General features: G+C 34.6%; 20 protein-coding genes. 17 read left to right on the top strand and 3 right to left on the bottom strand.

Annotation, left to right across the window (positions count from 1 at the left end):
• Window positions 1–41: 41 nt before the first annotated feature.
• The 3 genes from BST93_RS09125 (at window position 42) to BST93_RS09110 (ending at window position 2,478) form a co-directional block, all read left to right on the top strand.
• Window positions 42–1,400: an NAD-dependent succinate-semialdehyde dehydrogenase gene (locus tag BST93_RS09125; RefSeq protein ID WP_105018910.1), complete on the top strand. Its 1,359-nt coding sequence runs from the start codon at window positions 42–44 to the stop codon at window positions 1,398–1,400.
• A 28-nt stretch (window positions 1,401–1,428) separates the two neighbouring features.
• Window positions 1,429–1,638: a hypothetical protein gene (locus BST93_RS09120; RefSeq protein ID WP_060522557.1), complete on the top strand. Its 210-nt coding sequence runs from the start codon at window positions 1,429–1,431 to the stop codon at window positions 1,636–1,638.
• Between the two features lie 645 nt (window positions 1,639–2,283).
• The gene (locus tag BST93_RS09110; protein ID WP_042278701.1) at window positions 2,284–2,478 is read left to right on the top strand and encodes a cold-shock protein; all 195 of its coding nucleotides are present in this window, start codon (window positions 2,284–2,286) and stop codon (window positions 2,476–2,478) included.
• Between the two features lie 204 nt (window positions 2,479–2,682).
• Here BST93_RS09110 and BST93_RS09105 read toward each other — a convergent pair whose 3' ends face one another.
• Complete coding sequence (locus tag BST93_RS09105; RefSeq protein ID WP_060522559.1) at window positions 2,683–3,324, bottom strand: protein-L-isoaspartate(D-aspartate) O-methyltransferase; 642 nt, start codon at window positions 3,322–3,324, stop codon at window positions 2,683–2,685.
• A gap of 109 nt (window positions 3,325–3,433) precedes the next feature.
• On the opposite strand from BST93_RS09105, the gene BST93_RS09100 reads away from it, so the two are divergent.
• The 6 genes from BST93_RS09100 to lysA all read left to right on the top strand — a co-directional run bounded on the left by BST93_RS09100 (window position 3,434) and on the right by lysA (window position 9,810).
• Complete coding sequence (locus tag BST93_RS09100; RefSeq protein ID WP_060522560.1) at window positions 3,434–4,402, top strand: Gfo/Idh/MocA family protein; 969 nt, start codon at window positions 3,434–3,436, stop codon at window positions 4,400–4,402.
• Window positions 4,399–5,670 carry a serine hydrolase domain-containing protein gene (locus BST93_RS09095; protein WP_105018908.1) on the top strand — a complete coding sequence of 424 codons (1,272 nt, stop codon included), beginning with the start codon at window positions 4,399–4,401 and terminating at the stop codon, window positions 5,668–5,670. The genes BST93_RS09100 and BST93_RS09095 overlap by 4 nt, the downstream gene beginning before the upstream one ends.
• A gap of 4 nt (window positions 5,671–5,674) precedes the next feature.
• Window positions 5,675–6,562, top strand: coding sequence for a 3-hydroxyacyl-CoA dehydrogenase family protein (locus tag BST93_RS09090; protein WP_105018956.1), 888 nt, complete (start codon window positions 5,675–5,677; stop codon window positions 6,560–6,562).
• A gap of 12 nt (window positions 6,563–6,574) precedes the next feature.
• A complete protein-coding gene (locus BST93_RS09085; protein WP_105018907.1) occupies window positions 6,575–7,801 on the top strand; it encodes a DUF1015 domain-containing protein in 1,227 nt (408 codons plus the stop codon).
• A complete protein-coding gene (locus BST93_RS09080) occupies window positions 7,794–8,465 on the top strand; it encodes a YggS family pyridoxal phosphate-dependent enzyme (RefSeq protein ID WP_105018906.1) in 672 nt (223 codons plus the stop codon). The genes BST93_RS09085 and BST93_RS09080 overlap by 8 nt, the downstream gene beginning before the upstream one ends.
• 121 nt (window positions 8,466–8,586) lie before the next feature.
• Entirely contained in the window at window positions 8,587–9,810 is a 1,224-nt protein-coding gene (gene lysA, locus BST93_RS09075; protein ID WP_042278695.1) for a diaminopimelate decarboxylase, read from the top strand.
• Between the two features lie 93 nt (window positions 9,811–9,903).
• Here lysA and BST93_RS09070 read toward each other — a convergent pair whose 3' ends face one another.
• Both BST93_RS09070 and BST93_RS09065 read right to left on the bottom strand, forming a co-directional pair.
• Window positions 9,904–14,517 carry a DUF8693 domain-containing protein gene (locus BST93_RS09070; protein WP_105018905.1) on the bottom strand — a complete coding sequence of 1,538 codons (4,614 nt, stop codon included), beginning with the start codon at window positions 14,515–14,517 and terminating at the stop codon, window positions 9,904–9,906.
• A 199-nt stretch (window positions 14,518–14,716) separates the two neighbouring features.
• Complete coding sequence (locus BST93_RS09065) at window positions 14,717–15,922, bottom strand: glycosyltransferase (protein ID WP_105018904.1); 1,206 nt, start codon at window positions 15,920–15,922, stop codon at window positions 14,717–14,719.
• A 137-nt stretch (window positions 15,923–16,059) separates the two neighbouring features.
• Between BST93_RS09065 and BST93_RS09060 the strand changes: the two genes are divergently transcribed.
• The 8 genes from BST93_RS09060 (at window position 16,060) to BST93_RS09025 (ending at window position 22,875) form a co-directional block, all read left to right on the top strand.
• Entirely contained in the window at window positions 16,060–16,824 is a 765-nt protein-coding gene (locus BST93_RS09060; RefSeq protein WP_042278694.1) for a ParA family protein, read from the top strand.
• A gap of 3 nt (window positions 16,825–16,827) precedes the next feature.
• A complete protein-coding gene (locus BST93_RS09055) occupies window positions 16,828–17,724 on the top strand; it encodes a ParB/RepB/Spo0J family partition protein (protein ID WP_105018903.1) in 897 nt (298 codons plus the stop codon).
• A complete protein-coding gene (locus tag BST93_RS09050; RefSeq protein ID WP_181072584.1) occupies window positions 17,717–18,313 on the top strand; it encodes a DUF5683 domain-containing protein in 597 nt (198 codons plus the stop codon). Before BST93_RS09055 ends, BST93_RS09050 begins: the two co-directional genes overlap by 8 nt.
• A gap of 1 nt (window position 18,314) precedes the next feature.
• The gene (dapB, locus tag BST93_RS09045) at window positions 18,315–19,016 is read left to right on the top strand and encodes a 4-hydroxy-tetrahydrodipicolinate reductase (protein ID WP_105018902.1); all 702 of its coding nucleotides are present in this window, start codon (window positions 18,315–18,317) and stop codon (window positions 19,014–19,016) included.
• Between the two features lie 44 nt (window positions 19,017–19,060).
• Window positions 19,061–20,647, top strand: coding sequence for a signal peptidase I (gene lepB / locus BST93_RS09040; RefSeq protein WP_105018901.1), 1,587 nt, complete (start codon window positions 19,061–19,063; stop codon window positions 20,645–20,647).
• Window positions 20,648–20,652: 5 nt separating this feature from the next.
• Window positions 20,653–21,285, top strand: a complete 633-nt coding sequence (locus BST93_RS09035) for a WbqC family protein (protein WP_085774627.1) — start codon at window positions 20,653–20,655, stop codon at window positions 21,283–21,285.
• On the top strand, window positions 21,286–22,170 hold the full coding sequence (locus BST93_RS09030; RefSeq protein ID WP_105018900.1) for a DUF1853 family protein: 885 nt from the start codon (window positions 21,286–21,288) through the stop codon (window positions 22,168–22,170). It abuts the gene before it with no gap.
• Window positions 22,171–22,383: 213 nt separating this feature from the next.
• Entirely contained in the window at window positions 22,384–22,875 is a 492-nt protein-coding gene (locus BST93_RS09025; RefSeq protein ID WP_042278762.1) for a Dps family protein, read from the top strand.
• Window positions 22,876–22,902: the final 27 nt, after the last annotated feature.

Below are 22,902 nucleotides of genomic sequence, written 5' to 3'. Positions count from 1 at the left end.
AGTCTTTTTTATTGGCTTTAATCGTACTTTTAAAATAAAAAATGATAACTACTTACAATCCGTATACAGGAGAAAAGCTAGCAGAATATAAAGAACTTACCGAAGACCAAATTCAATCAAAACTAGAGAAAGCTCAAAAAGCATTTAATGATTGGAGATTTACTTCCTATGATAAAAAGGCAGCTACTGTGCGATCTATAGGTGACACTTTGAGAAAGAATATTGAGAAATATGCCAAGCAGATGTCACTGGAAATGGGAAAACCTATTTCTCAATCAAGATCTGAGCTTGAAAAATGCGCTTGGTTATGTGATCACTACGCTAGTAAGGCAAAAGATTACCTAGCTAGTGAACACATAGATATAGATGATGCACATTCTTCATATGTAAGTTATGAACCACTAGGCGTTGTTCTTGCAGTGATGCCATGGAATTACCCGTTCTGGCAAGTAATGCGATTTATAATTCCTGGATTGATGGCAGGAAATGTAGGCGTTCTTAAACATGCCAGTAGCGTGATGGGAACAGCAAATATGATTGAAGAATGTTTACTTGAAGCAGGTGTTCCAGAAGGGTGTTTTCAAAATCTTGTAATAAGTAGTAAGGCTGTAGAAAATATTATTAAAAATGATATTATAAAGGCAGTGACATTAACTGGTTCAAAACCTGCAGGAAGCGCTGTGGCAAGTACTGCTGGCTCAGAAATTAAGAAAACTGTACTAGAACTAGGTGGTAATAACGCACTAGTTATATTTCCAGATGCCGATATAGATAAATCTGTTGAAACTTGCGTTAACGCTAGATATCAAAACACTGGACAAAGTTGTATCGCAGGTAAAAGACTTATCATCCATGAAAAGGTTTACGATGAGTTCCTAGATAAGTTTACCAATAAAGTGAAAGAGCTCAAGTCTGGTGATCCGTTAAATGACGATACCTACATTGGAGCTATGGCTAGAAAAGATCTAGCAGAAGAGCTGGAAGAGCTCATGAATCAGTCTGTAAATATGGGTGCTAAGGTTCACCTAGGTGGAAGTCGTAAAAACGCCTATTTTGAGCCTACTATTTTGACCGATATTACTCGCGACATGCCAGTTTTTAAAGATGAAACCTTTGGACCTTTAATGGCTGTTCTGTCCTTTAAAGAGGAAGAGGAAGCTATAGAAATGGTAAACGATTCAAAATTTGGGTTAGGCGCAAGTTTATTTAGTCAGGACATAAGTAGAATGCAAGAACTTTCTAAAAAAATAAAAGACGGCGCCGTATTTATCAACGCCAAAGTTGCCAGTAACCCTAACCTACCTTTTGGTGGTACAGGTATATCAGGATACGGACGAGAATTATCCCATCATGGAATAAGAGAATTTTGTAATGTGAAAACAGTAGTGGTACACAAATAAAATTTTGAATTAGTTTTAAAACCATGTAATGCAAGATTCTGACATGCTTAATTCGGCCGAAAAGAATAGTGAGAATGACTCAAAGCAGCCTACCAAGAATGAGTCATTCTTGGATAGGTGGGAAAACAGTAGCAACCCATTGGCTCGTTTTTCTTATAAAGTTTTACAATCCATTTGGACTGTTGTTATGGCGATAGGGATGTTTTTAGCTTGGTTAATAGCCTTACTAGCAACATGATCAAAAAACTTCCTTTAAAAATAGTACACCTCTATTTTTTATTAAGTGTCGTTAGTTTTTTAATAGTTGAACTCGCTAAATCTTATCAAGTTGCCAGTGATTTTGTGACGGGATATGTGAATGATATATTGGTAATACCTATAGTGAGTGTCATATGTTTACATGTGTTATGGTTTATAAAAGGAAATAAAAGCTTAAGACTGGACGCTTTGAGTATAGCCAGTCTAGTCCTGTTGTCAGTATTTATTTTGAATGGTATTTACCACAGGTAAATGAAAGATATACTGGCGATGTATGGGATCTAGTATGCTATTCAACAGGAGGATTCATTTTTTATTTGTTACAACGATTTCCTTAATCATTAAAATACCTGGTTCAAACAAAACTTAAGAATTATAAAACCCTTTAATTACATAAATAAAACATACTATTCTAGGTATGGCAATTAAATTAGTTTAGTTTTGCAATGATTCTTAGGAATCTTGACACCTTGTTTTCAAAGTAGTTATTTTATTTATTGGTGTATTTAGAGGAGCCTTCTCTTCATTACTTATTCATTCAATCATTACTTTTTTTCTGCAATTACTGCGGTATCTCATGAGTGAAAAGTTCTGAAGAACATTTTTTTAATTTAATTCAATAACAATGCAAGAAGGCAAAGTAAAATTTTTTAATGACTCAAAAGGTTTTGGGTTTATTACCTCTGATGATTCTGGAGAAGATGTATTTGTACACATCTCTGGTTTAATCGACGAAATCAAAGAAAACGACAAAGTTGAGTATGAAACTCAACAAGGTAGAAAAGGAATCAACGCCGTTAATGTAAAAGTGATCGGATAATTTCTAATTCTTTTATAAAAGTTCAACCGTCTTATTTAATAAGGCGGTTTTTTTTATGTTTTGTATTAGGTAACTTCTACCCTATTACAAAAAAGGTTTTACCTATCAGTAAAGTTTTCTGTAATGTTTTTAATCAATGAATTTCTATAAACTATTAAGTTTAGATGGAGTTAGGACAGTATCAGCAACTACTATTTAAACACTCTATTCTTTTCCGTCAAGAAACGGTACAAACCTAAATTCTCCAAATGTACTCTTAACAAACTTCGATTCGGATTCGCGTATAATAAGTGTCATAATTTGAGAATCGTCACCTACAGGAATAACCATTCTTCCGCCTATTTTCAATTGCGCTAGCAAGGCTTTTGGAATATCGGTAGCACCACAGGTTACAATTATACCATCAAAAGGACCTTGATCTGGTAAACCCTTGTACCCATCACCAAAAACAAATTTTCTAGGTCGATAAAACAGTTTTTTAAATAATTGGGTAGTTTTTTTATACAACTCGTTCTGCCTTTCTATAGTATATACTTGCGCTTTCATTTTGATCAATACCGCACATTGATATCCACTACCTGTTCCTATTTCAAGGATACGCTGGCCTGGCATCACTTCCAGTAATTGAGATTGAAAAGCAACTGTATAGGGATGAGATATGGTTTGTCCTGCTCCTATAGGAAAAGCTTTATTTTGGTAGGCGTGCTCTAGGAATCCACTGTCTAAAAATAAATGTCTTGGCACTTCATTAATAGCATCAAGTACTCTTTCATCAGTAATACCCTTTTCTCTTAGTAAATTTACTAACTGCCTGCGTTTACCTTTATGTATATAATTATCCTCGATGGTGGCAAATTTAAACTTCTGTTTCTAATAAAATACCTTAAAAACTAGGCAAATTTTACAATTTTATAAAGAGCTGTTTTCGTTACTTTTGTGGAAAACCATATTTCATATGCTTAAAGCAGGAGTACTAGGTGCAGGACATCTTGGAAAAATTCATCTTAAACTACTTCAATCAAGTGAGCGCTACGAACTAGTAGGCTTTTATGATGCAAATCCAGAATACGCTCAACAAGTTGAAAAAGAATTTGGTTACAAATACTTTTCTAATGTTGATGAACTTATCCAGGCCTGTGACATGATCGATGTAGTCACTCCTACCTCATTTCATCATGACAGTGCTGTGAAAGTTCTAGAGGCAGGAAAACATTTGTTTGTAGAAAAACCTATCACAGTAACAGTTGATGAAGCTAATGATTTAATCTCGCTTTCGCGAAAGCATAATGTAAAAGGTCAAGTAGGTCAGGTAGAACGTTTTAACCCTGCTTTTATGGCTGTTAAGGATAACATCGACCAACCTATGTTTATAGAGTCACACCGACTGGCAGAATTTAATCCACGAGGTACCGATGTAAGTGTAGTACTAGACCTAATGATTCACGATATTGATGCTATATTGAGTGTCGTCAAAAGTGAGGTGAAATCAATTAATGCGAGTGGTGTTGCGGTAATATCTAAAACACCTGATATTGCCAACGCACGTATAGAATTTGAAAACGGCTGCGTAGCAAACCTTACTGCTAGTCGCATAAGTTTAAAGAAAATGCGTAAGGCAAGATTTTTCCAAAAGGACGCCTATATATCTGTTGATTTTCTTGAAAAAGCTGTCGAGGTCGTTAGAATGAAAGACGCTCCTGAAACGCCTGGCGACTTTGATATGATTCTTAAAAATGCAGAAGGTGAAAGCAAACAAATTTACTTTGACAACCCAGAGGTAAGTGCCAATAATGCTATTCTAGACGAATTAGAAACCTTTGCAGATGCTATTGAAAATAACACCAGACCTATCGTAAATCTTGAAGATGGTACTCGCGCACTAGATGTAGCTCTTAAGGTGATTGAGAATTTTAAATCATTATGATACGAATTTTAATAGGTAGTTTTTTAGTGCTTCTTTGTTTTTCTTGTAAACAAGAAAAGAATACCGCAACTCAAAATAATACCGAATCCTCTGTTTCAAATTCAAATACAGTAGAGAATAAGTTTCAGATACTTGAATCACGAATTGATAAACAATTAGATAGTATAAACGATCTAAATTATTTTAACGGTTTTGGAGTAGCGGTTGTCAACAAAGATTCCATATTATTTACCAAAGGATACGGTTATAGGGATCTTGAAAAAAGCTTACCTTATACTTCTCACACCATTCAAAACATAGCTTCTATTTCAAAGGTATTTGTAGGACTTACACTTGCCAAGGCTATTGAAGAGGAAAAACTAAAGTTGGATGATGATATTAATAAATACTTACCATTTACTGTTAAGCATCCTTTATTTCCTAACGATACAATAAGAGTCCAACATTTAGTTAATCACACAAGCGGAATTAGTGATAGGGAATATTACAGTTCTTCCTATATAAATTTAGAAAAGGACACTAATGGAAATCCTTTGCTTGATCAAGAAGAATTAGAGTACTTTCTGCCTATTGAAGAAGATCGCAGTCTAGAAGAATTTCTTAAGTCTGGACTTACAGTCACTGACAGTACCCATTCAGATTATATTTTTAACGAGTATAAACCTGGTACCATTCATGAATATTCAAACATAGGTGCAGCACTAGCTGCCTATGTTGTTGAAAAAGCTACACAAATAGACTTTAAAGATTATAGTAAGCAGCATGTGATTGATGAGTTAAAACTCAAAGAAACGAGCTGGAGATTATCAGATCTAGATACTACATTGCGCAGTAAGCTATATAGCACCATAGATTTAAGATATCCTGACTACAAACTTATCACCTTTGCTGATGGAGGAATGTATACCAGTGTTCATGATTTAGGATTAGTATTTTCAGAAATAATAGCTGCGTATCAAGGAGAAGGTACATTACTTAATAAGGATACTTACAAACTCTTTTTCAATAAAAGTTTAGATTCCACACATTTATCTAATAAGGAAAACTTAAAAAATCTCAAAAATGAGCAAAATCACGGTATTTTCTTAAGTTATGAACAAGGAAGAATAGGCCATACTGGTGGAGATCCAGGTGTAGGTACAGTCATGTTCTTCAAACCTGAAAATGATTTTGGAATTATTTATTTTGTAAACACAGATATTAACTCAAAAGAGGCAATGCAAACCTTTGTCAACATAACAGAATTATTAGAATCAAATTTTGAATAAAAAAATGAAAAATATTACAGTAATCGGCGCAGGAACCATGGGGAATGGGATCGCACACACATTTGCCCAAAAAGGATTTAATGTATCACTTGTAGATATCTCTCAAGAAGCATTGGACCGTGGTCTAGGTACAATAAGTAAAAATCTAGATCGTATGATTGCCCGTGAAAAAATTACTGAGGCCGACAAGCAAGATACTCTTAATAACATCACCACCTATACAGATCTTAAAGAAGGTGTACAACAGGCTGATCTCGTGGTCGAGGCAGCTACAGAAAATGTTGATTTGAAATTGAAAATTTTTGGGCAAATGGATGAGTTTGCTCCAGCAGATTGTATTCTAGCCTCAAACACATCTTCAATTTCCATCACACTAATAGGTGCTGCTACCTCACGACCTGAAAAGGTAATAGGAATGCACTTTATGAATCCTGTACCTATCATGAAGCTAGTTGAAATCATTAGAGGCTACTCAACCAGTGATGAGGTTACAAAATCTATTATGGATATGTCGATTCAATTAGGAAAAACGCCTACTGAGGTTAATGACTATCCTGGATTTGTAGCAAATAGAATTCTTATGCCTATGATTAACGAGGCTATAGAGACTTTATACAACGGTGTTGCAGGAGTACAAGAAATTGATACTGTAATGAAACTGGGTATGGCACATCCTATGGGACCATTACAGCTTGCAGATTTTATAGGTCTAGACGTATGCCTATCAATTCTTGAGGTTATGTATGATGGATTTAAAAACCCTAAATATGCTCCTTGTCCACTATTAGTTAATATGGTGATGGCAGGTAAAAAAGGAGTAAAATCTGGAGAAGGCTTTTACGATTATTCAGAATCTAAAAAAGCAGAAAAGGTAAGTTCAAGTTTTGCTTAAGATCTCATAATTGTGCCAAAAATAAAACCCTTCAAAGGTGTAAGAGCCTCAAAAGAAATTGCTACTCATTTAATATCCAGATCGTATCAGGATTACAAACGAAAGGAGCTAAAAAGCACCTTAAAATATAATCCGTTTAGTTTTCTGCATATTTTGAATCCTGGTTATAAATTTAATCATGAAAGTACAGGGAATGAACGTTTTCAACTAGTTCGCAACAGGTACTTAGAGTTCAAAGAGGATCAATTTCTTAAAGGTGAATCAGTTCCCAGTTTTTATCTGTATCAATGTACAGAAAACGGTCACGAGTATGTAGGAATTATTGCTGCCGCAAGCACCTATGACTATAACAACAATGTGATTAAAAAGCACGAGAATACACTTAAAGTAAGGGAAACACTGTTTAAAGAATATTTAAAAACAGTAGGCTTTAATGCAGAGCCTGTTTTGATCACTTACCCTGATCAACAAGATATTGATGATATCGTTTCACGTATAAAACAACGTGAGCCTGAATATCATTTTAAAACAACTGATCGCAATGAACATAAAGTGTGGATCATAGATGATGCAAAGGATTGTGATAAAATTGAACAATCCTTTGCAGCTCTACCCCATTTATACATTGCAGATGGTCATCACCGCAGCGCTAGCTCGTATTTACTATCTCAGGATTTAGGTAACAAACATGATTCCTACAATTATTTCATGAGTTTTCTAATCCCAGAAAGTCAGCTACAAATCTTTGAATTTAATAGACTAGTGACAGATCTCAATGATCTTACAAAGGAAAATTTTCTCATGAAACTAGATCAACATTTTAGAATTCAAAATCGAGGTAAGGAAATGTATAAACCGTCCAAAAAGCACCACTTCAGTATGTATTTGGATGGAGAATTCTACAGCCTATATTGGCGTAAACAGGTCATGACAATTGATAGTCCTTTAGATGATCTTGATACGCAAATGTTATATGATTATCTGCTTCAACCGATTTTAGATATTAAAGATCCTAGAAATGATCGCAGATTATCCTACAATTATGGGAAGGATGCTCTACTAGACATGAAGGAGCAAGTTGATAATAATGAATACGCGGTAGGTTTTGGTCTATTTCCTGCAACGGTAGAACAAATAAAAAAAATCGCCGATGCAGATCTTGTAATGCCTCCTAAAAGCACCTATATAAAACCTAAACTTCCTAGCGGACTATTAATTTACGAATTTGAAAATGAGTAATATTAGTGAAAACATATTACGCTTTCGCGAAAGCGTAGAACCCAAGGCTACACTTATTGCCGTAAGTAAAACAAAACCTATCAGTGATCTAGAACAAGCCTACGAGACTGGTCAGAGACATTTTGGTGAGAATAAAGTCCAAGAGATGACGTCAAAATGGGAACACTTACCTAAAGATATCAAATGGCACATGATTGGGCACGTTCAAAGGAATAAGGTTAAATACATGGCTCCTTACGTGCATTTAATTCATAGTGTAGACTCACCTAGGTTACTAAAGGAAATTAATAAGCAAGCAAAAAATAACGATCGTGTTATTAACTGTTTATTTCAAATTCACATTGCCCGAGAAGAGAATAAATTTGGATTTGACAAACAAGAATTACTGGATTACATCACAAGTGAAGCGTTCAAGGAGTTATCCCATGTTTCAATCACAGGATTAATGGGAATGGCTACATTTACAGATGATCTAGATCAAATTAGAAAGGAATTCAAATCGTTAAGCAGCTTGTTTTCCAAATTAAAAGAAGATTACTTTACTCATGATGAATTCAAAGAATTATCCATGGGAATGACTGGTGACTACAAAATAGCTATTGAAGAAGGTAGTACGATGGTACGTATAGGTAGTGCCATTTTTGGGTCTAGAAACACACATTAGGTTACCCATACATATATTACCTAGTAAATTACTAGGATTAGTAAAAAATTAGAGTTTTTTTTCACATCAACTACCTCTGTGCACTTATTTTTGTGAGCTTAAATAATTTAACATTAATAAAATGAATGCACAAGATTTAGTTGCAGTAGCTCAGGAGCACGGTAGTCCTGTCTACGTCTATGATGCACAGCGCATTATATCACAGTATGAACGATTAGAGTCCGCTTTCGCGAAAGCGAAAAATCTAAGAATTCATTATGCTGTAAAAGCCCTGTCAAACATCTCAATCTTGAAGCTTTTTAAACAGTTAGGCGCTGGACTCGATACCGTGAGTGTGCAGGAAGTCAAACTAGGGCTAGCAGCTGGTGTTGATCCTAAAAAAATCATTTACACTCCTAATGGTGTTTCTCTCGAAGAAATTGAGCAAGTAGCCGCTCTAGGTGTTCAAATAAACATTGACAATTTATCCATACTAGAACAATTTGGGTCTAAACATCCTGATGTACCTGTATGTGTGCGTATAAATCCACATGTGATGGCTGGTGGAAATGCTAATATTTCAGTAGGTCATATAGATTCAAAATTTGGTATATCTATACATCAAATTCCTCATTTATTAAGAATTGTCAAGAATACAGGTATGCGTGTTAATGGAATTCATATGCATACAGGTAGCGATATATTAGATATTGGCGTGTTTTTATATGCGTCTGAGATTTTATTTGAAACCGCAGCAAAATTTGATGATTTAGAGTTCATAGATTTTGGTAGCGGTTTTAAAGTTCCTTACAAAGAAGGAGATGTATCTACCGACATTGAAGAATTAGGTGAACAATTGACTGAACGTTTTAATACCTTTTGCAAGGAGTATGGTAAAGATCTAACTATAGCATTTGAACCTGGTAAATTTTTAGTTAGTGAATCTGGTTATTTCTTAACTAAGGTAAATGTGGTAAAGCAGACAACGAGTACCGTGTTTGCTGGCGTTGATTCTGGATTCAATCACTTAATTAGACCTATGTTATACGGATCGTACCACAAAATTGAAAATGTTTCTAATCCTGATGGACGTAAGAGGTATTACAGTGTTGTAGGATACATTTGTGAGACAGATACTTTTGGTAATAACCGTCAAATTGCTGAGGTTACAGAAGGTGATATACTAGCTTTCTCAAATGCCGGTGCTTACTGTTTTTCAATGGCGAGTAACTATAATAGTAGATATAGACCTGCCGAAATTTTGTGGTATAATGGAGAATCACATGTCATAAGAAAGCGTGAAACTATGGATGATATTTTACGTAATCAGGTTGAGGTTTCTTTATCCATTGAACAAGAGGTATAGTCCATAAAATTATAATTTATATAAATAGAAAAAGCCGCTTCAATAAGAAGCGGCTTTTTCATTTGTAGTTAATTATTATATATACTCTCTGGGTTATTTTACAATTACCTTTTCACTATAAGAGCCACTATTTGAATCTATAGTTACAATATAAGCTCCTGCGCTCATTTCATTTGTATCTATAGTAATCACATCTTGATAATCAGGACTGTCGATGTGAACTACTTTTTGTCCTAATGTGTTGTATAAGGTTATACCATTTACTAAAAGTTCATTTGAAACCTTAACATGAATTTGATCAGTATTAACTGGTTGATAGATTGTAATTTGATTATCCAATTGCACAGTATTATTTGACAAAGTAGAAGGATCATTGAATACAAGTTCAAATCTATCATTGACAGTTCCTGCGCTCATATTATCGATTAAAGCATCAGCATTACGTAAATTATGATACATACCCGTAAGGTTGTCATGCAGGAATATATTTAAATCTTGATTAACATTTTCTAGATTATCTAAACCAATAGTGATTGTACCTGGGTTACTTATTTTTACTGACAAAGGTAGGATGGTATTGTTATCAAAACTACCTACACCTTGTATCACATAAGTGTCTCCACCGAAATACCAAGACATATCGTCCATTTGATTATCTTGTTGCTTAGCATCAAATCCTCTATCGTAACCCATCGTAGCACTTACATCTTCAGTAACTAACAGTTGTCTATGTATTGTCCCTGGGCTATCAAAACCTAATCGTATTTTTTGTCTAGTATCATTAGGTCCATTGTAATCTAAGTCTGGACTAATAGCAGCAGCGCCACTGCCAGGTGCAGCAACAAATACACTAGGACCTGTAGATTCTTTAATAAATTGACGTTGATCATTTTCAAATCTAACAGTACCATTAGAAGTTGCTCTTACAAAAAAGCCTTGTGCTACTGGTACAAATTGCTCTGGAGTTTTTGTAGGAACTCCACCTTGATTTACTTGTGGACTGCTTGTTCCTATACTAGCGTTAGGAACTCCACCAGAGAAATTGTAGGTTGCGTAACCACCTTGATATTGAAGTAACACGTGACTGTTTCCGCCCCAATGTTCCCAGAAGTACAGCGTACCGTCCAACTGAGGATTATCTCTTATGAACTCATGAGCATCTAATGCTGATGGATACGGATTACCAACTAAATAGTCATTACCATTGTTAATTGGTAAGTCAATGAAACCATTGTTAGGTCGACCTATAAAAACATAATTCTGCTCTCCTGAAATGTTGTCACTATTACCTTTCATTGTAAATCCTTCACCTGTTTTTAGGGATCCAGTAGGGCCTACATATTCCCAATTGGAATAATTCCCTGAACTTAAGTTGGAATATTTGTACAACCATCTACCAGAGATTGTTGCAGCAGTACTAGCCGTTCCAGGAGCTCCATCTCTTACATTTCTACTTGTAAAATTCATAGGTCTAGGATTATCGGCAAATGTTCCATCATGCATAAAACCTTGAATGGTATATCCATCGTTATTCAAAGCATTAGTAGTTGAACTAACAGGTGAACTCCAGTAATTATAGTTGTACTTATCAGAAGTTCCTTGTTGATCTGCCTCTAACGATCCTGTACTAGAACCAATTAAATCACTATCTAAAGTTTGTATTAATTGTGCTTCACCTTCCAGGTCAATTAGACCATCAAGTTCCAGAATATGCGTTACTGTTAAACCTAAATCATTTTTTACTGAAAGTTCGTTAGACTGTTGGTTTAAGCCTAGAAGTGTAATGTTCTTATCGGTTATTTCTATATTATGAGATGACTGTACGATGTTCCAATCAATATCATAAACAGCTCCTGCTACAACTCTAGTACTGCCTGGATTATATAGTTCACCACCGTTTTGCCAAGTACTATTATCAGAGAAATCTCCATTAGTTTGAGAAATGTATGGAAGAGGAGCTGTTTGGTCAATAATGGTAAAATTCGAAGGTTGTCTCAAACTACCACGGTGTTTGTTACCAGAAGCGTCATTTAAGTGCGTACCTATGTAGGTATTCATATTGTAATATGCTTCTAGGTTTGACCAAGATAGTGCTGCTATATCATTCTTTGTTACACTAGAAGGAATAATAGCTCCTTTTATTCCACCACCAAACTCTTCAATCTCTTGATTCATCATAAACCTAATTTGATCCTGATTTATAGCAGTAGTAAAAATTCTAACTTCATCAATATTTCCATAAAACTGATTTCTTACATCTGTTTTAGATATGTATCTCGCTCCTATACAAAAATCTTCACTATTAGTTGTAAGCGCAGCTATATTTTGAGATTTATCAAGAACTCCATCTATGTAAAAATTAATTGATGTCCCATTATAAACAACTGTGATATATGTCCAAACATTATCGGCGATTCTAGTATTGCTTTTTCTTGTTTGGGTTTGATGTCTCATAGATACTCGATTATCAGCATCAAGGAATAACCAATAACCATTATTTGCGGTTCCTTTTTTAGATACTATTGTTCTATTATTTCCATCTGAATTAGCACCTCTTGATAAAACCCAAGCAGAAATTGAGTAGGCTCCGTTTAATTGTATTTCATTTCCAACTTGTACATAATCATTTTCACCATCAAAATCAATATGTCTAGGCTCAATTTCTTCATGTGCTACTCCAAATTTCACATATTTTTCACCATCGAAATCATAAGTAGTTTCAAGTGTAGCGCCATTTTCATCTAAAAAGATAGTTTCCAATACATCGTTGAAATTTTCATCATTGGCAACTATCATTACGTAAGCATCATTTCCAACTAAGGCTGGCAAGCTAGAGAAACCTGCTGTTTCCACGATTACCTTTACTTCAGGTATGTCATTTCCTTGTTCAGAAACTTCTTTAAATTTCCATGTTCTTTTAGTAACATCAGTAAACGTAGTAACTAAATCAGGACCTAATGTAACAGCCAAAGGACTTGGCATTGGGTCAAGATCCTCTGACGTACTTCCCCAAACCAAGAAGTCGTAATCGTCTTCAAATGTATTAGGGTTAGCGTTATTCGTATTATATAAATCACCCAAACCAACTGAGACAAAAGCATTTGGATCTATACTTCTAGCCTGTTTTTGATTTAATCGCATACAATCATCTCTTCCTATCGCGGTAACATTATAAGTAAAACCAGGATCTATAGAAGCATTCCACAATTCATTACCTGAACTATCATAATAAGAACCTGGAACATGAGGCAGACCTATAGAATCTATAGGAAATAACCCTAAAGTTATTCCATATTTCATAGCAAAATAGGATTCTATTTTCTCACGCTCATCATCTGACTTCTTTTCAGAAAAAGACATGATTTCTAAAATATCTCCATTGAAACTAGACCCGAAAAATTCTGATCTACCTAACCAATATCTCGAATTTAAAATTTCCTTTATAGTTGTACTATTAACCTCTTGAATTAAACCAGATAAAGCTGGAATATTTTCAAGATTGACTCCATCTAGATATAATTCCATTCCATCACCTGAATCATTAACTCTTACATTAAAAATAACTGGCCTGTCATAATTAAGAGTAGGATGTACAATTGCCTTACCATAATCATTTTGTGCACCTTGGTTGTAAGCTACAATATCAGGATTTGTTCCATATCTATTACTTGTATTATTGATAGAGATTCCTGTAACGTCTTGATTATTTCCGCTTGTATTATAATCATCACCCATGAAAACATCTTCAGTTCCACGAGAAGCATTAAGGCCTTGGGTAGGATTTATTACCACATAAATATCGTTATAATAAAAACCACCTTTACCAAACATAGATTTGCTTCCGTCAAATGACACTACTGGATTATAATTTGCATTTGCAGCGGCATTATCTTGGTAAATAGGACGTTGTGATCCACTCGATGTGGCATTAGTATAGGATCCATCAATTGTCACATTACCTATTGCAACAGAGTTTCTCCACTCACTAATCAGATCACCATCATTATAATTATCTGCTAAAGTTGCTGGATTTAACCAAAGTTCTAAGTCTGGTCCTACTCCGTTACCGCAATCTACATAAACCTTTGCAAGCTGTAAGTATCCTTCAATCCTAAAGTCATCGATAGCTAGACCATCAGCAGAATAGGCAGCACCGTCAGACTGAAACCAAACTCTAAAACGCACATCACTTTGATCATCAAAGGCTTGTGAAGGCAAGTTCACACTTGCAGTTGTCCAACCGTTAGAATCATTTGCCCATGCACCATAACCACCTACTGCACTAGCGTCATCAGTTGTCATCCAATTAACAGAATCAGGCTCACCTACTCTACCTAAGGTTCTCCAACCTAAACCATCGTTATTATCAAATTCAATTCTAAATCCATCAGCTCCATTTGGAATAACATCTAGATTATATCGAAAACTTAACACCATCCTTTCATAACCGGATAAGTCAATCAATGGAGTTGTTGTTGACATTCTGGCAAATTCCTCATAAGTTACATTAGACCTCGTTCTACGTATGTATTTGTAAAAACCTACTCCATGAGCTGCAAGATCAGAACCTCTTCTCCATTGCCCGCGATTGGCAGCATCAGTCCAAGCATTATCCCCAAGGCCGGTCGTGAAGTCCGCATTGAAAATAGTAACCTGTGCATTTGCTATTCCTGATAATAAAACTAGAATTAAGTAAAACTTCTTCATACCTTAATAATTAACTACTGTACAAAGTAATTTCAGGCTATGGAGAAAATGGATTTTGCAAATTGAATTAAAATTATTTTTTCTTAAAAAAACGCAAAAAACAAGTTTAAAATATTGATATACAGTTTTTTATCTTGTTTTTATTATTCACTGCATAACAGTTTATCGATGCATTTCATCGATAAAAAGTTTAAGGGTTTTAAGAATTTATATTTTTTTGTTCTAAAAAACGTGAGAAAAATTCGTATTGTTTTTGACTAAAATATCTGATCATGCGTTGTTCTATTGATATTTTCGACGAACTACCAATTAGTACTGTATGTAATAGTAAATTTTTAACAGTTGTTTGTCTTTTTAACAAAGTATTACATAGTTCAAGCTGATAAATTAACAGTTCAACTAATGAAGAATGATCTTTATACAATTTAACAGATTCACTTACAAATAACTGTTTATCAATTGTTTCTATACTGTATAAAGCTATTTTTTCAGATGAAATCCCTTCCCATAAATATACCGACCCGTTTATCGGTAAACTGCACTTTAGTGCATCAAATATTTTTGTCTTAATACCTGCACCATATGGAATAGGAGCTAACATTAATTTATATTTGGTTAACTCTTCCTCTATATTTTCACAGTATCCTTTAACGATAAAGCCCTCTTCTTTTGAATACATTTGATTCACAAATGCCGGTAATTCATAACCATAAATATGTAATTCTACTTTAGGAAGAGATTGCCTTATTAAGGGCCAAATACTATTTTTTAGCAATTTTATCGTTTCTATGTTCGGTCTATGCTTTCCTGAGCCTACAAAAACAAAATGCTCACGTTCATCAAAATTGACTATTGGACATTCAATATTTTCAAATAAGAAAGGGACAAATACTAATTTTTCTAATGGAATATTAAAGTGTGACTTGAGCAACTCTATTTCATAATTAGCTATGATTAAAGAATAATCAGCTCTAAGAATTGCAGCAATCTCTCGATAAGTGTATTCATTATCAAAATTTACAGTAGCATCTTTTAAATAAGCCTCTTCCCTAGCCTTCCTTAAGAAGTGTAAATCTTCTGTATCTAGTATATGAATACACTCTGGTAAAACTTTTCTTATTCTCCAGCTGTATTGTTCTTCAATCATAAACCTATCATAAAGAACATGACTAAAAGAATAATCTGCCACAAATTCATTGAAAGATTGATTATTTAATTCAATACGATGACCATATATAGTATGACGATTACAAAAGTTATCATCAACGGGTAAAACAGTTGCAAAATGAATTTCATATTGAGACTGAAAAGTCTCGATTAATTGAATCATCCTTGTACCAGTACCCGATCCATTTGGGTTAGGCCAATGAGCACCAATAATTAATAGCTTTTTATTAGATTGCAATAGATTTACGTTTTTAAGGTTTATATAAACGATTGAGTTAAAACAGCTTAAACCTAGGTTAATAAATAGCCGTCACAGACTAGTAAAAATAAGAACTAAATAATTACTTTTATCGCTCACATTTTCTTTACAAAAGCATGGGTAAAATTATAGCAATAGCTAATCAAAAAGGTGGTGTAGGTAAAACAACAACAGCAGTAAATCTAGCGGCATCGTTAGGCGTATTGGAAAAAAAGGTTTTATTGATAGACGCTGATCCACAAGCTAATGCGACATCGGGATTAGGACTCGATGTAGAGACTATAGAAGCAGGAACCTACCAGTTGATAGAAAATTCTACTCCGGCCATGTCATTAATTAAGGAAACTAACGCTCCTAACGTACACATAATTCCAGCTCATATTGATTTAGTCGCTATAGAGATTGAATTAGTAGATATTGACCGAAGAGAATACATGATGAAGCAAGCCTTATCCTCTATTAAGGATAATTTTGATTTTATAATTATAGATTGCGCTCCTTCTCTCGGGTTACTTACTTTAAATGCTCTTACGGCAAGTGACTCTGTGTTAATACCTATTCAATGTGAATACTTTGCTCTTGAAGGATTAGGCAAATTATTAAACACAGTTAAGAGTGTTCAAAAAATTCACAATCCAGATTTAGATATAGAAGGATTACTACTTACCATGTACGATAGTAGATTAAGATTATCCAATCAAGTAGTGGAAGAAGTTAATCAGCATTTTGAAGGTTTGACCTTTAAAACAATTATACAACGAAATGTTCGTTTAAGTGAGGCTCCTAGTTATGGGGAAAGTATTATTAATTATGACGCATCCAGCAAGGGATCGGAGAACTATTTGAGTCTAGCAAACGAATTGATAAATAAAAACGCATAACTCATGGCCAAAGCAACAAAAAAACAGGCCTTAGGTCGCGGTTTATCTGCCTTATTAAATGATAAGACAAATGAAATAAATACCGCACAAGATAAAAACGCAGACAAAATTGTAGGAAACGTAGTTGATTTACCTCTTGAAGACATAGAGATGAATCCGTTTCAACCACGTACCTCATTTAATGAAGAGCATTTAAAAGAGCTTGCCTCTTCTATCAAAGAATTAGGTGTTATTCAACCCATTACGGTACGTAAAAAAGGGTTTGGAAAATATGAATTAGTATCGGGAGAACGTCGTTGTCGTGCTTCAAAAATGCTAGGATTCACCACGATTCCAGCCTATGTACGTATTGCAAATGATCAAGAATCGCTAGAAATGGCGCTTGTTGAGAATATTCAACGTCAGGATTTAGATCCTATTGAAATTGCATTATCCTACCAGCGACTTATCGACGAGATCAGTCTTACGCAAGAACAAATGAGTGAACGTGTAGGAAAATCACGTAGTGCTATCGCAAACTATTTGCGACTATTAAAATTAGATCCAATTATTCAGACTGGTATGAGGGATGGTTTTATCTCAATGGGTCATGGTCGTGCTCTAATTAATGTCGATAGCCTAGATGATCAGCTGGATATATATCAACGTATAATTTCAGATAATTTATCGGTAAGAGATACTGAAAAACTAGTTAAAGGGCTTAAGGATAGTACGCTTTCGCGAAAGCAAACTAAAAAGAATTCTCTTCCAGAAAAAGTAGAATCTCAAACTAAAAAGCTAGGAGAACATTTGGACACCAAGGTATCTACTACCATGAATAGTTCTGGGAAAGGAAAAATTACCATTAATTATGCTTCAAAGGCTGATTTTGAACGTATTGTCAAGTTGATTAATGGTTAAGCACCTCGTTTACATATTTATAATTTTAAGTTCTGCATGGTGTCATGCCCAGGATGACTCTAATGATACACCTGAAAAACAGGACTTAAATACCCTACTTGTTGCCAACGATACGCTACCAATTGTATACGATGCAAACCGACCAAGTAAAGCGGCATTTTACAGTGCTATATTACCTGGTATGGGACAAGTTTATAATAAAAAATATTGGAAAGTACCAATAGCCTATGGCCTTATAGGTACCAGTGTATATTTCTACATAAGGAATGACAACGAATACAACAGATTAAGAGATGCTTTTAAAATAAGGCTTGCCGGAGGTACCAATGATGAATTCTCTGACGAGAATGGTAATCCTATCATTTCTACTCAAGGATTAGAACGTGCCCAAAAATTATCACAACGTAACAAAGAATTAAGTTTGTTGCTAGCAGCAGCAGCTTATGTCCTACAAATTATCGATGCCAATGTTGATGGCCATTTAAGTCAGTTTAGTGTAGATCGCAATCTTGCTGTTTTACCCTATATTGATTATAATAATCTAAGTGCAGGTAGCAATTTTGGATTTTCTCTAACCTATAATTTTTAAAATGAAGATAGCTCTAGTTGGTTATGGTAAAATGGGTAAAACAATTGAACGTCTTGCAACAAGTCGCGGACATGAAATTGTAGCTCGTTTAGGCAGGAATGATCAAATGAAACAAGCACAAATCGCCGATGTTGCTATCGAATTCACATCGCCAGAATCAGTTCTTAACAACTTAAATGAATTGATTAAGTTGAATATCCCAACCGTTTGTGGAACAACGGGTTGGAATGACAATCTGGATGATATTTCAAACCTCGTAATAAAGGAGAACTGTAGTTTAGTTCACGCATCAAATTTCTCTCTTGGTGTTAACCTATTTTTTGAACTTAACAAGAAGCTGGCAGCTATGATGAGTACATTTAACGAGTACAAAGTGAGTATGAATGAAATTCATCATACCGAAAAAAAGGATGCGCCCAGCGGCACAGCAATCACTTTATTTGAAGGTCTTAAAGATCCTCTTAAAAAAACTAATTGGTCACTGGAACAAACTAGCGATGAACAAATAGTGACTATTGACGCTATTAGAGAAGAAGATGTAAAAGGCACACATAGTATTTTTTACAGTAGCGATATTGATGAAATTGAAATTAAACATACAGCTCACAGTCGTGATGGATTTGCACTAGGTGCTGTAATAGCCGCAGAATGGATACACGGCAAAAAAGGAGTTTTTACAATGAAAGATGTATTAGGATTGTAACTTATATAGTTACAACCTTACTTACATACCAAGATATTTAAATTATGGAGTGGACAGAATGGTTCCTGTTTTTTATAGTAATACAAATTATTCATGGGTTAGCTACCTTTAAGATGTATGTGGCAGCAGGTCGTAAGCCTTGGGAAGCTTTTGTACCTGTTTATAACGCTTATATACTAACTAAGATTATTAACCGACCTTGGTACTGGGTATTGCTATTATTTCTACCAGTGGTTAACCTAATTATGTTTATTGTTATCTGGGTAGATTTACTGCGCAGTTTTGGATACAATCAAACTAAACATACCGTACTGGTTATCCTTACACTAGGGCTTTATTTGTTTTACGTTAATTATGCACTACCACTTAATCATATTAAAGATAGAGAGCTTAAACCTAGAACGGCAGCTGGTGAATGGACAAATAGTATTCTTTTTGCAGTAATTGCAGCGACCATAGTTCACACTTATGTCATGCAACCTTTTATTATTCCGACTTCATCGTTAGAAAAAACCTTATTAATAGGTGATGCGTTATTTGTAAGTAAGTTTCATTATGGTGCTAGACTTCCTATGACTCCTATTGCATTTCCTATGGTGCACGATACGATTCCAGTAGCAAATGTAAAAAGTTATATACCTAGACCACAACTGCCTTATACTAGATTACCAGGTTTTCAAGACGTAAAACGCAATGACATTGTAGTTTTTAATTGGCCTGTAGACAGTGTAAATATTTATGGCCAAGATGACGGTAAATATCATTATAAACCTATTGATAAGAAATCAAATTATGTAAAACGTTGTGTAGGAATCCCTGGTGATTTACTCTCAATGAAAAATGGTGAAGTTTATATCAATGGTGAACTACTTGAAATGCCAGAACGCGCAAAACTTCAAAATGCGTATGCCTTCGCTCCTATTGACCGTAATGTTCTTAGTAATCCTGCGATATTAAGAGAAAAGTATGATATAACTGATGGTTTGAGATATGCAACTATACATCCTGATAAATATCCTGATAGTATAGGTTTTAACTCTGCTACCAAGGCATCTATGGAAAAGCTAAAGGCAGATGGCGTAATATCTAATTACCAAAAAATTGAAATTGGAATTCCTGATTATAGAGCTTTCCCATACAACGCATCGACCGGTAATAACAGTAGTACAAGAAAAGAATTTCTAGTTCCTGCAAAAAATCAAACTGTAGAAATCAATAATCAAAACATCGATTACTATAAAGAAATAATTGAGGTGTACGAGGGAAGCGAAATGAACATTTCTAATACAATTTCATTTAAAGGAAATCAGGTTCTATTAAATGAAAAACCACTTACTAGTTACACCTTTAAGCAAAATTACTACTGGCTTATGGGAGATAACCGAGATAACTCCTTGGACAGTCGCTATTGGGGTTACGTTCCAGAAACGCACATAGTAGGTAAGCCAGTTCTTATTTGGGCAAGTTATGATACAAGTAAAAGTTTCCCTTCAGCCCTAAGAACTGATCGTATGATTCAAACCGTTAATGGTGACGGAAAACCAAAATCATACTTGCTGTATGTAGTAATAGCTATAGGTATATATTTTGTAGGTAGATACCTTTACAAAAAGAAGAAAGGTAACAAGTAATAGTGATGGAATCCAGGGCACAGTTGATTGTACATCCTAGTTATTTTATGGATGTTATCAGTCTAATTAACACCTATCACTGTGATGAACTTGTTTTTGAAATTCACGACAATTACGTAAAACAAACCTATCGCAACAGGTGTGTTATTGCAACTACCAATGGCAAAAACGCTCTTAGCATCCCCATAATTCATCAAAAGTCAGGTTCATCGGTGCCGTACTCAAGTATTGAAATTGACTATTCTGAAAAATGGAAACTCAATCATTTAAGGGCTATTAAAAGTGCTTATCAAAACAGTCCTTACTATGAATATTATGAGCAGGATCTATTAGAACTCTATGCCAAAGAGGAGTCCTCTTTGATGAAATGGAATTTAAGCTGTACACAGTTTTTATTAGAACAATTACAAATTTTACCAAAAATAAGTTACACCAGTAACTATCAAGGAGATATCAAGGCTCAGAAACTGATCACCGCCAAGGGTAATAAACATCCCATATATCAGTCTTACATTCAAGTTTTTCAAGAGAAACACGGGTTTTTGCAACCCTTGTCTGGTCTAGATTTGTTATTTAACTTAGGACCTAGCAGTCGCAGCTTTTTGAAATCTCAAGCAGCTTTATGCGACTTTAAGTAAATGAACGACACCTACAAACGATTTGAAGCCTTTTTCACAACCAGAAATTTTTGGAAGGGTAATCTATCGGGAATGGAACAGTTTGCTCTGGATAGCCTAGATTTCTCACATCTTAAGGAGTCAACTTCAAAAATAGATTTACCCAATATTCCACCTAATACTGTACTAGGAAAAAGAGCAGAATATTTTTTTAAGTTTTGCGTAGAGCAATCTAAAAATTATGATGTTTTACTTTCAAACGAACAAATCTTCAGTAATAAGGAGACGTTAGGTGAACTAGACTACATACTTCAAAACAAAATCACTGGCAAGCACTTACACGTTGAGTTGGTTTACAAATTTTATATTTATGATCCTTGCGCAATAGGTAAATCAAACCTATTGGACGATTCTAGGGTTAGGGAGCTATCTCGTTATGTAGGACCTAATAGACGCGATACTTTTCTTAAAAAGTTTCACCGACTACAGCAGCATCAATTACCACTTTTATATCGTAAAGAAACTAGAAAAATTCTTGAGAAATTAGATATTAATGTTGATGCATTAAAACAGCAAGTTTGCTTTCTTGCCCATGTATTTATTCCGCAAGATCATTGGAACAAACCATTTCCATTTATAAATAAAGCATGTATCTCAGGATACTATTTGGATTATAACGCTTTCGCGAAAGCGTACTCATCACACACCTATTTTTTACCTCACAAGCATTTATGGAAATCACATGCTCATGAACTAGAAGTTTTCTACAATCATTCAACCATACTTCCCATAGTCCAAGAAAGTCTAAAAAGAGGATATGCGCCCATGCTATGGAAACAAGTCGCGGAAAACAGCTACGAAAGGTTTTTTGTGACTATGCCTAAAGATGGCATTAGGATAATATAAACAACGTTTAACGTTACCTTACGGATGTTAAACGTTATGATGATGTATCTTTAAAATAAAAACATGGAAAGGAAATTTGAACCTAAAAATAGAGAACAATATTTAAGTGATTTTGGAGATCGTAGTAGACCAGAGCAATTTGATTTAAAAGAGCCTGTTACTACTACACATACCGAATCAAATTCAACAAAAAACCAAACAACAAATACAAATATGAGTTATTTAAATTTAGATAAACAAAAAACAGCAACAACCGTTACAGAATTAAACGTGTTACTGGCAGATTACCACTTATACTACCAAAAACTACGTAATTTTCATTGGAATGTAGTTGGACATAACTTTTTCGATCTTCACGAAAAGTTTGAACAGATGTACGATGAGGCTAAAATCAAAGTAGACGAGATAGCAGAACGTATCTTAACTTTGAGATATCAACCTACCTCTAACCTATCAGAATATTTAGAGTTATCTTCGATTGAAGAATCAAAATCTGAACATACAGATGTTGAAATGGTTAAACAACTGTTATCCGATCATGGAAAATTGATTACTCAAATGAGAAAGGTTGTTGAAGTAGCCGATGCTGCTGGTGATGAAGGTACTATTGATTTAATAGGAGCTTACATTAGAGAACTAGAAAAAGAAAGTTGGATGTTAGATGCATGGGTTATGAATACAAGCGATACTCATAAATCTATCTAATACTTTTGAAATTATAAAACTACCGAG

Origin of the sequence: Nonlabens tegetincola (assembly GCF_002954355.1) — a bacterium.
Classification (GTDB): Bacteria; Bacteroidota; Bacteroidia; order Flavobacteriales; family Flavobacteriaceae; genus Nonlabens; species Nonlabens tegetincola.
The sequence above is the reverse complement of the archived record's forward strand: the minus strand, read 5'-3'. Positions and strand labels throughout refer to the sequence as shown.